Origin of the sequence: Acinetobacter sp. Ac_5812, from assembly GCF_013072695.1 — a bacterium.
GTDB lineage: Bacteria > Pseudomonadota > Gammaproteobacteria > Pseudomonadales > Moraxellaceae > Acinetobacter.
In genome coordinates this window covers 1,006,507-1,019,055 of sequence record NZ_LXUK01000022.1, presented here as the reverse complement: position 1 = coordinate 1,019,055, position 12,549 = coordinate 1,006,507, and the positions used below count along the sequence as shown (strand labels likewise).

Genomic DNA, 12,549 nt, shown 5'->3' with positions numbered 1-12,549 from the left:
ATTATTTCTCCTGTGTGGTCACAAGTTGTTTACTTAGTGGTGTTTCTGGAATGTCTTTGGCGATACTGACCAGATCGCCATCTGCTAAGAAACCTGTACCCGAAGAAACCACTTTTACATTCGCAGGTAAATTCAAGAGTTCGACGCGATCTCCCAAACGGCGACCAACAGTGACTTTCTGTTGAGTGACACGATTCTTATCATTGATAATAAAGACATAGGAAAAACCATCACGCAACAGTAGAGCTGTTTGTGGAACCGTCAATGCAAGTTTCAGGCCTAAATCAAATTCACCTTTAACAAACATGCCCATACGCACAGCCTGTGTGGTTGGAATATCCACATAAACCAAGCCATAGCGGGTTTGTGGATCAATCACAGGTGCAATCATTCTGACTTTACCTGTCACTGCAGGTTGCGAAGGGTCAGGTGAAACAATATGTGCGGTCATGCCTTGTTTGAGCTTATACAAATCGGATGTGGTAACTTCTGCACGCCATTCTAAACGATGATCACGAATCAAGCGGAACAGCTCTTGACCTGTTTGTGCAAGAGAACCGACCGTGGCGGTACGGGCAGAAATCACACCATTGTCAGGTGAAACCACTTGAGTCTGTGCTAAGCGTAATTGGTTGCTTTCGATTTGTGCTTTGGCAGCATCCAGACGTGCTTGGGCTGTCGCTTGTGAGGTTTGATACTGCGTAGACTCTTGCGCTGAAATCGCGCCTGTATTTTTCAGTTGCTGGATACGTTTATTGTTGGTAATTGCATCTGCCAGTACTGCTTGAGCTTCTGCATAACTGGCTTTGGCTGCTGCCAAATCGGCACGGATGGTTTCGCTATTGATTTCAGCTAAGACCTGACCACGACGCACTTCATCACCGACATTGACATTCACACGGGTGAGACGTTGGCCTGAGAGTTCGCTGCCAATCACCACTTCTTGCCATGCCGCAATGTTGCCATTAGCAGTAAAGGTTTGTTCCCAATTTTGTTGTTGGGGCTGAACAATTGTTACGGTTAAAGCGGCTTTTTGTGCGGTGGTATTTGCGTTTTTAGCTTTTTCAGGAATCACTGAATTTTTAGCAGTTCCAGTCTGCCAAACTACAACTGCAATCATTAAAAGTACAACCGCAATTGCTAAAATGAGCCAACCCTTTATCTTTATTTTCTTGGGAGTTTGTGAAGTCATCTTTCCATAGTCATCAAGTTTTGATGGCTAAGTATAGACGAAGATTTCAACAGTTGGTCAATAGCACATAGACAGATAAAAAAATTAATAAAGTCGCTTATGTTTATGACTTTTCAGCTTAAGAAAAGTGTGAATTGCTTCAATCCCGAACTTTTTATTCTACCCATAATGATAATTATTGCTTAAAGAGGCAGTAAACGATTGGAGACCACATTTTTCATGACAATGGTTGAGGTCAAACGCTGAACATTCGGTAAGGCAGACAGGCTGTCATCGTAGAGTTTTTGGAAACTGGCCAAGTCTTTAGCAACAACATGCAGTAAATAATCTGGATTTCCAAATAAACGTTGCGCCTGAATCACATTGCCAATTTCAATGACTTTTTCTTCAAAGCTAGAAAGTGCTTTTTTATCTCCATCTTTTAAGGTGACAAAGATAATCGCTGAGAAATTAAGGCCAATTTTTGAGGCTTCTAGATCAGCATGATAGCCCTTAATCACACCACTTTCTTCTAATGCTTTAACACGACGATGGCAAGGCGACAGGCTTAAACCAATTCTTTCTGCCAGTTCTGTGATAGATAATCGCCCATTTGCTTGTAGTTCAGCAATAATTTTCTTATCAATGCGATCCATTTAGAAGAATCTCCCTTCCGGCTTTGAAGATATAGAAGTATTTGGAATAACATTTTCACCATTAAAGCATATCCTTTCTCAACAATCTTCACCAAATGGTGAAAAAGAAAACGATCAAAGGTCGTATTGTCGATGTGGGAAGGGCTTTGCTTATGGAACTTAGTGTGATTTTTGCTTTTTGGTGCGTTTCGATCTTATTCGTATTAACGCCTGGCGCCGATTGGGCTTATGTCATTCTTGCAGGCATCAAAGGTAAATTTATTCTAAATGCCGTCACTGGTTTAGTGTTTGGGCATCTCATGGCGATCTTATGTGTTGCAGCCGGTGTGGGCGCTTTGGTGCAACATTATCCGATTTTACTCACTGCAATGACGATCATGGGAGCCTGTTATTTGTTATGGATGGGCATCGGTCTATTTATACATCCAGCGACCATTTCAACTGAGACCGATGCCACGCAATCGCTTGATTCAGCAGGTTCATGGTTGATTAAAGGAGTGGGGATTAGTGGCTTAAACCCAAAAGTATTGCTGTTATTTTTTGCCTTGTTGCCACCGTTTATTCATCCACAAATGGCATTTTCACCAACGGCACAAATTATTTTGCTGGGATTAATTCACCTAATCAGCTGTGCTGTGGTGTATATGTTTGTTGGGATAGCAGCCAAAAAATTGCTCAGAAGTAGACCGCGTGCAGTAAAAGCAGTCAGTCGTATTTCGGGCGGACTGATGATGCTCATCGCAGCAATCCTATTTATTGGGCAAATTTAAAATAAATGTTCCATTCTGCCTATTTATAAAGCTTTAAATTTATCATTATTGAATTCATGATCTTAATTTTAATAGGGTTCGAGTTTCAAAAATCATAAAATTGTACAGTGGCACATATAGGTAAAAAATAGTGTAAAACATATCAATTCTCATTTATTATGCGATTTTTTAAGTCGGCTGATAAAGATCATGGGTAGACAACTTAAACCATTAGTGCTGATGATGGCTTGTGCTTCAATGGGGACAACGGCTGTTTTTGCAGAAGATTCACAAGCAGAAACACAGACTTTACCAACAATTGTTATTGTTGGTTCTGCGGCTAAAGATGGCGGAGAATTACTTAAACAACCCTTATCTACAAGTATTATTGCTGAGCAACAGCTTAAAGACAGTGGCGCGGATAAATTGGACAATGCCTTATTTTATGAAGCTGGGATATTAGCGCAACCTTATGGTAAAGATAATAAATCTCAATGGTTTAAGATTCGTGGTTTTGATGCGAGCCAGACACTTGATGGGACAGCATTAGCGCCGAACGGTTTTTTTGTTTGGGAGCCTGAAATTTATGGCTTGGAGCGCTTGGAAATTGTCAAAGGTGCGAGTTCATTTAACTATGGTGCATCTGAGCCCGGTGGTAATGTAAATTTAGTATCCAAGCGTCCTAAACTAGTCCCACAAGGTGAGGTGACCTATTCGGTTGGAAGCTTAGATAAAAGTGAGATTGGCGCTGATTATAGTGGCGTAATAACCGATGATGTTCGTTATCGTTTGGTCGGTTTGTTCCGTCAGGCAGATGGTCAGCAAAAAGGTTCAGAAATGGATCATTATTATGTTGCACCAAGTTTTGCATGGGACATTACAGGTCGAACGCATTTCACATTGTTGACCAGTTTTCTGAAAAAAGATGGAGTGCCAACATCTGGCTTCTTGCCATTGTATGGGACGGTTCTAGATACGCCTTATGGTAAAATTAATCCTAAAACTAATTTAGGTGAGCCTGAAAGAGACTACTCAAAACTTGAACAAACCTCGATTGGTTATGAGTTTTCTCATGAATTTGAAAATGGTTTAGTTGCAAGCCAGAATTTTCGTTGGGGACGTCTTGATTTAAATCAACTCACCACATTTGCTTGGGGCTCTGATAATAATCGTTTGGCTAATCGTGGTTATTCTTATACCAATGGTACTTCCGATACTTATAGTGTTGATAACCGTCTTGTTAAAGACTTTGACTTTGGTTCTGTTTCGAATAAAGTCATGTTTGGTATGGATTACCAACATAACAAAATTGATGGGGTGAATAACGGGTTTGGCTTTGTTCCTCAAATCGATATGTTTAATCCGGTACATACACCTGATTTTGCAGTAACAGGATCACCGTACAATCTTAAAACAGAACAACTGGGTGTCTATCTTTCTAACCAAACTAATTTTAACGATCTTATCGATGTTAATCTTGGGGTACGCCATGATAAGGCGGAATCTACAGTTGATAATAGCAAAGCTTATGACGTTAATCATACCAGTTATAATGCAGGCCTCATGTATCACGCACCTATGGGGATTTCCCCTTATCTAAGTTATTCAACTTCATTCCGACCATCTACAGGTAAAGATGGGCAGGGTCGTTTTTATAAACCTTATGAAGGCGAACAATATGAAGTGGGTGTTAAATATGCCCCAGACTGGATCAATGGACAAATCACACTGGCATATTTTGATTTAAAAGAGAAAAATGCCTTTGTTAGTGATGCTTCCAATGTGCAATCACAGGCAGGTAAGAAAACCAATAAAGGTATTGAGCTTCAGGCCGATCTAAATTTGACGGATAACTTGTCTACTCAATTGGCTTATACACATAATGATTCAAAACAGGATCTCGGTGGTGGGAAAACCATTCGTACGCCGTTAATTCCGAATGATCAAATTGCTGCAAAATTTAGTTATTTATTCACAGAAGCAACCTTCTTAAATGGACTACGTTTAGGAGCTGGTGTGCGTTATGTGGGAAGTACCAATGATGAGCAATATTATCCAGATTATAAAGTGAAGTCTTACACGCTCATAGATGTAATGGCGAGTTACCCGTTAAACAAGCAGTTAGATGTACAGGTCAATGCAACGAACTTAAGCGATAAAAAATATGTGAGTGCTTGTTCATTCTATTGTTATTACGGTGCAGGTCGTTCAGTTGATTTACGTGTTAACTATAAGTGGTAAGCACTATACCTAAATAATAAAAAGGCTAAATCCAATCGGATTTAGCCTTTTTACTTAAAACAATAAAATCTTATAAAACCGATTTTAATCGTTTGACCACTTCTTCACACTGTGCCAAATCTGCAACCAGTGCCATTCTGACATGACCTTCACCTGGATTACCTTGTTCTGTATCGCGAGACAAATAACGACCTGGTAAAACCTTGATGTGTGCTTTTTCCATCAACATTTTGGCAAATGTCTCATCATTTTCCACTTTTAACCAGTAATAGAAGCCCGCATCTGGTTTTTGTAACGGCAATAAATGACCAAGTTCTGATTGGAATAAATCAAACTTCGCACGGTACTGCTGACGGTTTTCTTCAACATGTGCTTCGTCATTCCATGCCGCAATCGACGCCAGTTGATTTTGTACTGGCATAGCAGCGCCGTGATAGGTGCGGTATTGCAGATATGGTTTTAATAAAGCCGCATCACCTGCAACAAAACCAGAACGCATGCCCGGTAAGTTTGAACGTTTAGACAGGGAATGGAAGACGATGCAATTCTTATAATCATCACGACCCATTTCAGCACAAACTTCTAAAAGCCCAATCGGTGCTTGATCAAACCAAAGTTCTGAATAGCATTCATCCGATGCAATCACGAAACCATATTGGTCAGATAGTGCAATCAGTTTTCTAAACTGCTCTTTTGACAGAACCGTTCCTGTCGGATTGCCCGGGGTACACACAAACAGTAATGCTGTTTTTTCCCAGACTTCTGCAGGGACTGCATCAAAGTCACCGAGGTAACCATTTTCTTCGGTACAGTTAATGAAATAGGGTTTTGCACCTGCAAGCAGTGCTGCACCTTCATAGATCTGATAAAACGGATTTGGCATCACCACATAGGGTGCATCTTCACGCTTAATCAAAGCTTGTACAAAAGAGAAAATACCCTCACGCGTACCAGAAACAGGCAGAATATGATCTTCTGCACTAATATGATTCAACTTGAAGCGATTGCTGAGCCATTGTGCGATACTTTGGCGCAACTCAGGCAGACCTTTACTGTTCGGATAGGTCGATAGATGGGCAAAATTATCAATAATTGCTTGTTTAACGAACTCTGGTGCAGGGTGTTTAGGCTCACCAATTGATAAAGGAATCAATGGTAAATTGGCAGGTTGCACATCTTTAAAAAGTTGGTTTAACTTTTCAAAAGGATAGGGATGCAATAACGACAAGCTAGAGTTCATTTAAACAGTTACCAAACAATAAAATTTAAGACGGATTACAAATTTGATTCGATGCTTCATCTAAAGCGGCTTTTAAGCTTTCCGCAAAAGTTTTCACTTCTTCATCGCTGAGCAAGACACCATTTTTCTTGGTGACAAAGAAAATATCTTCCGCGCGTTCGCCTAGTGTGGCAATTCTTGCAGAATGGATATCCAGACCTTGCAACATGAACAAACCACCAATACGCGCCAATAGACCCGGATGGTCGAGGGTGGAGATTTCAACCATATGTTGCTGTAACGTCGGGTTCAGGACAATATCGACAGTATTTTGCACATCAAAATGACGCAAATGACGTGGAATACGGCGTTGCATAATCCCCGGATATTGATCCGAATGGCTTAAAGCATCAACCAAAGCGGCTTTGACTTTGCGTTCGCGATCTGGATCAGTCAGCAAGGTACCAAAACGATCCAGTACCAAGTAGGTATCTAAACTGAATGAGGTAGAAGCGGTGATAATGCGCGCATCTTGAACATCAAGATTCATACGATCCAGTACCGCAACTGTGGTGGCAAACAAGTTCGGTTGATCACGGGTATAGATAAAGATCTGAACCGCATCATCGGCCGCATTACGATGCGCACGCAATAAAACCAGAGGCTCGGGATTATCGCCGTGTTGCAAAATTGCTTGGGTATGCCAAGCAATTTCATTGGCGGATTCTTTAACAAAGTATTCATCACCGAGCTCTTGCCAGACTTTCTCAACTTCAGCGAGTGAGAAGTCATTGACCAAGAGTTCACTAGCGGCAAATTTAGTATCTTCAATCAGCATCTGATAATCAACAGGACGGCCCAAGCCTGAACGAATCACATCACGTGCATAGGTATACAACTGACGCATTAAGGATGCACGCCACGTATTCCATAGTTTCGGATTGGTTGCGTTAATATCGGCAACAGTCAGGGTGTAGAGATAATCGAGATGCTCCATATCACCAACTTTTTCGGCAAAGTCTTTGACTTCATCAGGGTCCGAAATATCTTTTTTCTGTGCTGTAAGCGACATCAAGAGGTGATTGTTAATCAGCCATGCAACCAGTTTGCACTCACGTTCGGTAAATCCATGGGTACGGCAGAATTCAATTGCATCTAGCGCCCCCAGTTCACTGTGATCACCGCCACGACCTTTGGCAATATCATGGAAAATCGCGGCCATATACACGATGTCATGGCGGGCAATACGCTGGAACACCGAACTAACCACAGGAAATTCTTTGGCAAATTCAGGTTCTTTAAAGCGACTTAAATTACGTAGTAATAACAGAGTATGTGCATCGACGGTGTAAATATGGAAGAGGTCGTATTGCATCAAACCTGTAATCTGTCCAAAAGCAGGAATGTAATTCCCCAATACACCGTAACGCTTCATTGCCACCATGGTGTCATATAAATGCGGGGAGCGGATAATCGACATAAACAGTGCTTGATGTTCTGGATTATCACGGAAGCGTTGATCAATCCGTTTTGCAGCAAGCACCAGCAGGCGTAAGGTACGGGCACGAATACCCGTAATTTCAGGTCGATTTGCCAATAAGTAGAATAATTCTAAGATGGCAATTGGCTCTTCTGAAAATACTTTGTGATGTTGAACAGCCAGTTTTCCATCGACAATTTTAAAACGTTCATTAATCTCGATAATGTGACGTTCATAATCAGGTAGACGTGGAGTAATCACCGATTCATTGAAATAGGCGAGTAGCATTTCATTCAGCGTTGAAACTTGCTGCGCGGTACGATAGTAGCGCTTCATAAACTGTTCAACGGCAAAATTAACAGGTTGGCCTTCTTCACGTACATAGCCAAATTTTGCTGCTATATCACGTTGATATTCAAATAATAAACGGTTTTCATCGCGTTTGGCTAAACGGTGTAAATGGGTGCGAATTTCCCATAAGAAACTTTCCGCTTCTTCTAATACACCTAATTCAAACTCAGTAATAAAACCCAAATGCACCAAATCATAAATACGATTAACACGGAAATGACGTTTGGCAATCCAGCCGATCTGATTGATATCACGAATACCCCCTGGGGCATTTTTGATATCCGGCTCTAAATTACTCTCAGTATTATTGTGTTGCGCATAGCGTTTGGCTTGTTCAACCATTTTGGCATCATAGAAAGTTTGATCCGTCCATGTTTGTGCAACAATACGGCGTGGCCATTTGGCTAATTGCTGATTGCCAGTAATGAGACGAGCTTCAATCAACGTGGTCGCAACAGTTAAGTCATTAATGGCTTGTTCGACACAGTTTTGAATGGTACGTACGCTGATGCCTGGTTTGAAATTACCGACATCCCATAACGAGGAAATAAAGGTCGAGATCAGTTTTTCTTGTTCTTCACTGATTTCATCCTCAGATAAAATCATGATATCGGTATCTGAATAAGGCAGCATCTCATGGCGGCCATAACCACCGACTGCAAATAAACCCAATTCAGTTTGATCTAGACCTGCGTGGTTCCAAAGGAAGATCAAAGCTTCATCAATCGAATCAGAACGCGCGCCAATCACATCGCGAATGGGCTGCCCATTTTCATAACTCTCCTGTAATTGCTTTTCTACATCCGTACGCCATTGGTTAATGGCTTGAATATCATGAAGACTGGTGACGTAGTTCAACAAAGGAGAGGTCTTGATCATAAAGCTGAGTCTTCTATCAAAGCCCCTCTAGATCAGAGGGGAAGTTGTAATGATAATCACCTAAGGTCGTCTTAAGCGTTGGTTTGTACACTCACTTGGTCTGCGGCATGCTGTGCCAATTCACGTGCAAGATCGGTTGTTTCAGCACGAGCAGTTGCAACACCCATACGGCGGCGTTTAAAGCCTTCAGGTTTACCAAATAGACGTAGATCAGTGTTTGGATTGGCTAATGCAAGATTCAAGCCAGTAAAACTCAGGTTTTTGGCATCTACGCCTGCATAAATCACGGCACTTGCAGCCACACTATGGCGAGCTGTATTCACAGGTAGACCGAGAATTGCACGTGCATGTAGTTCAAATTCGCTTTGGAATTGTGAAGCTAAAGTAACTAGACCCGTGTCATGCGGACGAGGTGAGACTTCACTAAACCAGACTTTATCGCCTTTGATAAATAGTTCCACCCCGAAGATACCACAACCGCCTAAAGCAACAGTGACTTTATTGGCAATGCGTTTGGCTTCTTGTAGCGCAACAGCTGTCATCGGTTGCGGCTGCCAGCTTTCCACATAGTCGCCCGCATCTTGACGGTGGCCAATTGGATCACAGAAATGTGTTTCAATTTCACCTGTTTCAGGGTTTTTAGCACGAACCGTGAGAAGAGTAATTTCAAAATCAAAATCAATTTGTGATTCAATAATTACCGTACCTTGATTGACACGGCCACCTTGCATTGCATAATCCCAAGCCGCATCCACTTCATCAAAGCTCTTCACACGAGATTGACCTTTACCTGATGATGACATCACAGGTTTTACAAAGTTTGGATAGCCAATGTCATCACAGGCTGCACGGAAGCTTTCCAAGGTATTAGCAAAGCGGTATGCAGAGGTGGGTAAACCAAGTTCTTCAGCGGCTAAACGGCGAATCCCTTCACGATTCATAGTGAGATTGACAGCTTTTGAAGAAGGAATCACTGTTGCAGTTTGGCTCTGTTCAATTTCAACGAGGACTTCGGTCGCGATCGCTTCAATTTCTGGAACAATTAAATGAGGTTGGATCTTTTCAATCAGTTGTTTTAATTCGGCTGGATCAGCCATATTCAGGGTATAAGCATAATGTGCGACTTGCATTGCAGGCGCATGATCATAACGATCTGCAGCATGAACTTCGACACCCAAGCGTTGTAAAGAAATCACAACTTCTTTACCAAGCTCTCCAGAACCTAACAGTAAAACCTTAAATGCAGAAGATTGAAGTGGAGTTCCTAGAGTAACGCTCATGCGAATAATCCTATCCTGAGTAATTTGTGTTTAAGCATAGCAGAACTTTCTACTGAATTAAGCTTATAGGCCACAAAAAAACATGCTTTTTGTTAGACAAAAAAATAGCACTTGGCGCGGTATTTGTCTGTTTAAACATTGACCTGATAATTGAGTTGCAACTGGTCTGCATTTTGTCCACGAATTCCCCAATTACATTTCGGTGTTTCAAAAATTGTGATTTCAATGTCTTGGGATGAAATCCCGCATTGCTGCTCAACATAAGTGAAAATGCTTTGAATCAAGCGTTTTTTTGCTTCAATGCTTCTGCCTTCAAACATCGAAATTTCAATAATCAGATAGTGCGGACTACGGTCATTGGGATAAATAAAGTCTTCTTTGGCTAGTGCAATAAAACGCTGAAATTTCTTTTCGATGGGATAGTTCAAACTTTCAACCAAGGCTTGATGGATGGCCTGTGAAAGTTGATGCCTAAACTGCTCAATCGTGGGTTGTAAGGCATAAATCTTGATTTGTGACATGCTGGTTTTCTTCCTTCTTGAAGTTTTAATTTTTTATATATGAGCAAGTCAGACTTTATGCTGAACAAGAATATAAAATCAATTGTTTAGAATAAAAGGTATGCTGCTGAGTAAATAAGTAACAAGCATTGAGAATTATTCCCAAATTGACTAGCATAATGTCCAAATGTTTCCTCGGCGATTTGCTATGTCTCATCCAAACTCTCGTATAGCTGCAATCTTGTTATGCAGTACTTTTTTATTGGCTGCTTGTGGAAACTCAAGCAATGAACCAAAAGAAAAGGTCGAAATCAAACCTGCGCCGAAACTCAATAATGATGCCACTACCTATGCCAATGCGGCATGGAAGTTGATTAATGGCATCGATCCAATTGTTTACAATAAACAGACTGCCGAGATTGAAGAAAAAGTCAGAAAACCGCTACGCCAGCTCAGTACCGATTGGCGTATCAATGTCAAAATGACCGACTCCGTGACAGAAGGGAAATATGCCTTGTGTCGTAAAGCACTCACCAGTTTAGATACTTGGGCACGTGATGTAAAAGACAATGACCATGCATCGACTCAAAAGCAGGCTGATTATGAGCGTGATAAAGCACAATGTAAGGATGCAATTGATAATCCTGCGCTAGGCAATACTTCACCTAAATAATCTTATACAAATAAAAAAGCGAGATGTTTTATCTCGCTTTTTTATGGTTAAAGTAATCAAACAGTTACGAGGTTTTTACCGTTTTTGCTGCTTCCTGTTTGGCTTGGCTTGCTGTGGTACTGGCTGCTTTTTTCGTATCTGTTGTTGCTTTCATCGCATCGTGTTTCGCAGTATCTTTCATTTTAGTCATGTCATGCTTTGCAGTATCTGTTGCTTTAGTTGCTTCTTTTTGGGTTTTTACCACAGTTGTTGCAACACATTTACCGCCTTTGTGATTTGGTCCTGTACCACCTTGGATTTGAGTTCCTTTCGGGCAGGCAAATGCGCTAGCGCTGAGTACTGTAAATAGGCCTGCTGTTAAAATCGTTGCAATTTTTCTCATGATTGTCATCTGCATCGGGTAAGCGATAGTGCTTAGCTTTAATGTATGCGTGTTGAAGACAGGAAAGCAGACTGATTTTGTGAAATATTTTAGGGCATAAGTAGTATTTTATAGTGAGAGTTTATCTTTTAATTTATGTTTAAGCTTAAAAGCATATTGCAAAAAATGCTGTGCTTATCCATTTTAAATACAAAGTATTATCCTTACTCTTTTAGGTGACTAGCGGTTGCCAATATTCTGAGGCGCTCTAAATCCAGCACTACAATTTTTTTAAAACCAAGCTGAATCACGCCTTGTTTTTCAAACTGGTTCAATTCCTGATTGACGGTCTGCCGAGATACCGTCAACATGTTGGCCAATTGGTCTTGTGAGATCTGAATACTAAAATCCTGAATAAGTGAACGATTGCCATAACCCTCTAAAATAAACAATAAGCGTTGCGCCAAACGTTGGCTGATACTCTGGGTTTGAATCGCAATTTGCTCTAAAAACACATAACGTAGTTTTTGACTGGTGAGCAAGGCAAAGTAATACCAGTAATAGGGATTTTGGAGCAAGAAATCATTGAGTGATTGTGCTGGTATTTGCAGCACCACGCTTTTCTTCAATGCAATCGCATCATGCGAGCGAGGTTGCTGGTCGATCAGAGAAATTTCACCAAACCACATGATCGGTTCAGCAATTGCAGCAATGGCTTCATTGCCATTCACATCGATATAACCCAAGCTAATAGAACCTTCCAGTACGCCGTAAACACCGTCAAAAATATCTTGAGCCTTAAACACCGCCGCATTTTTTTCAACGATATGCTTTTTGCCCTGTTGAATAATAAAGTTCTGAAAGGGTTCTGCCAGATGACTAAACCATGAATTTTGCTGCAAATGTTGAATATAAACACGATCTAACACGGCTGTTCCTTGATTAAAAATAAGTCCATTTGTCAGCTACATGACAACTTCGCTGCAATA

General features: G+C 41.1%; 11 protein-coding genes. 3 read left to right on the top strand and 8 right to left on the bottom strand.

Annotation, left to right across the window (positions count from 1 at the left end):
- Window position 1: 1 nt before the first annotated feature.
- Together A7P55_RS18355 and A7P55_RS18350 are read right to left on the bottom strand one after the other, a co-directional pair.
- Window positions 2-1,192 (bottom strand): efflux RND transporter periplasmic adaptor subunit, encoded by a 1,191-nt coding sequence (locus A7P55_RS18355; protein ID WP_171553223.1) that lies wholly within the window; start codon window positions 1,190-1,192, stop codon window positions 2-4.
- A gap of 182 nt (window positions 1,193-1,374) precedes the next feature.
- Window positions 1,375-1,827 carry an Lrp/AsnC family transcriptional regulator gene (locus tag A7P55_RS18350; protein WP_004653055.1) on the bottom strand — a complete coding sequence of 151 codons (453 nt, stop codon included), beginning with the start codon at window positions 1,825-1,827 and terminating at the stop codon, window positions 1,375-1,377.
- 152 nt (window positions 1,828-1,979) lie between these two features.
- Between A7P55_RS18350 and A7P55_RS18345 the strand changes: the two genes are divergently transcribed.
- Together A7P55_RS18345 and A7P55_RS18340 are read left to right on the top strand one after the other, a co-directional pair.
- The gene (locus tag A7P55_RS18345) at window positions 1,980-2,597 is read left to right on the top strand and encodes a LysE family translocator (protein ID WP_171553301.1); all 618 of its coding nucleotides are present in this window, start codon (window positions 1,980-1,982) and stop codon (window positions 2,595-2,597) included.
- Window positions 2,598-2,786: 189 nt separating this feature from the next.
- The gene (locus A7P55_RS18340) at window positions 2,787-4,817 is read left to right on the top strand and encodes a TonB-dependent siderophore receptor (RefSeq protein WP_171553222.1); all 2,031 of its coding nucleotides are present in this window, start codon (window positions 2,787-2,789) and stop codon (window positions 4,815-4,817) included.
- Between the two features lie 70 nt (window positions 4,818-4,887).
- On the opposite strand, the gene dapC is transcribed toward A7P55_RS18340, so the two are convergent.
- The 4 genes from dapC to A7P55_RS18320 all read right to left on the bottom strand — a co-directional run bounded on the left by dapC (window position 4,888) and on the right by A7P55_RS18320 (window position 10,547).
- Entirely contained in the window at window positions 4,888-6,057 is a 1,170-nt protein-coding gene (gene dapC / locus A7P55_RS18335) for a succinyldiaminopimelate transaminase (RefSeq protein WP_171553221.1), read from the bottom strand.
- Window positions 6,058-6,082: 25 nt separating this feature from the next.
- Window positions 6,083-8,746 (bottom strand): [protein-PII] uridylyltransferase, encoded by a 2,664-nt coding sequence (glnD, locus tag A7P55_RS18330; protein ID WP_171553220.1) that lies wholly within the window; start codon window positions 8,744-8,746, stop codon window positions 6,083-6,085.
- Window positions 8,747-8,817: 71 nt separating this feature from the next.
- Window positions 8,818-10,035 (bottom strand): formate-dependent phosphoribosylglycinamide formyltransferase, encoded by a 1,218-nt coding sequence (gene purT / locus A7P55_RS18325; RefSeq protein ID WP_171553300.1) that lies wholly within the window; start codon window positions 10,033-10,035, stop codon window positions 8,818-8,820.
- 122 nt (window positions 10,036-10,157) lie between these two features.
- On the bottom strand, window positions 10,158-10,547 hold the full coding sequence (locus A7P55_RS18320) for a tautomerase family protein (RefSeq protein WP_171553219.1): 390 nt from the start codon (window positions 10,545-10,547) through the stop codon (window positions 10,158-10,160).
- A 187-nt stretch (window positions 10,548-10,734) separates the two neighbouring features.
- Here A7P55_RS18320 and A7P55_RS18315 point away from each other — a divergent pair, with 187 nt between their 5' ends.
- Entirely contained in the window at window positions 10,735-11,199 is a 465-nt protein-coding gene (locus A7P55_RS18315) for a hypothetical protein (RefSeq protein WP_171553218.1), read from the top strand.
- Between the two features lie 64 nt (window positions 11,200-11,263).
- Here the strand turns inward: A7P55_RS18315 and A7P55_RS18310 are convergent, their stop codons facing one another.
- Both A7P55_RS18310 and A7P55_RS18305 read right to left on the bottom strand, forming a co-directional pair.
- On the bottom strand, window positions 11,264-11,581 hold the full coding sequence (locus A7P55_RS18310; protein ID WP_171553217.1) for a hypothetical protein: 318 nt from the start codon (window positions 11,579-11,581) through the stop codon (window positions 11,264-11,266).
- 203 nt (window positions 11,582-11,784) lie between these two features.
- Window positions 11,785-12,489, bottom strand: a complete 705-nt coding sequence (locus A7P55_RS18305; RefSeq protein WP_171553216.1) for a cyclic nucleotide-binding domain-containing protein — start codon at window positions 12,487-12,489, stop codon at window positions 11,785-11,787.
- Between the last annotated feature and the right edge of the window lie 60 nt (window positions 12,490-12,549).

What these genes read in the sequence shown, in the direction of transcription:
- glnD (WP_171553220.1), bottom strand. Translation starts at nt 8,746, where the DNA reads ATGATCAAGACCTCTCCTTTGTTGAACTACGTCACCAGTCTTCATGAT.
- A7P55_RS18315 (WP_171553218.1), top strand. Translation starts at nt 10,735, where the DNA reads ATGTCTCATCCAAACTCTCGTATAGCTGCAATCTTGTTATGCAGTACT.
- A7P55_RS18350 (WP_004653055.1), bottom strand. Translation starts at nt 1,827, where the DNA reads ATGGATCGCATTGATAAGAAAATTATTGCTGAACTACAAGCAAATGGG.
- A7P55_RS18340 (WP_171553222.1), top strand. Translation starts at nt 2,787, where the DNA reads ATGGGTAGACAACTTAAACCATTAGTGCTGATGATGGCTTGTGCTTCA.
- A7P55_RS18355 (WP_171553223.1), bottom strand. Translation starts at nt 1,192, where the DNA reads ATGACTTCACAAACTCCCAAGAAAATAAAGATAAAGGGTTGGCTCATT.
- A7P55_RS18320 (WP_171553219.1), bottom strand. Translation starts at nt 10,547, where the DNA reads ATGTCACAAATCAAGATTTATGCCTTACAACCCACGATTGAGCAGTTT.
- A7P55_RS18345 (WP_171553301.1), top strand. Translation starts at nt 1,980, where the DNA reads ATGGAACTTAGTGTGATTTTTGCTTTTTGGTGCGTTTCGATCTTATTC.
- A7P55_RS18310 (WP_171553217.1), bottom strand. Translation starts at nt 11,581, where the DNA reads ATGAGAAAAATTGCAACGATTTTAACAGCAGGCCTATTTACAGTACTC.
- dapC (WP_171553221.1), bottom strand. Translation starts at nt 6,057, where the DNA reads ATGAACTCTAGCTTGTCGTTATTGCATCCCTATCCTTTTGAAAAGTTA.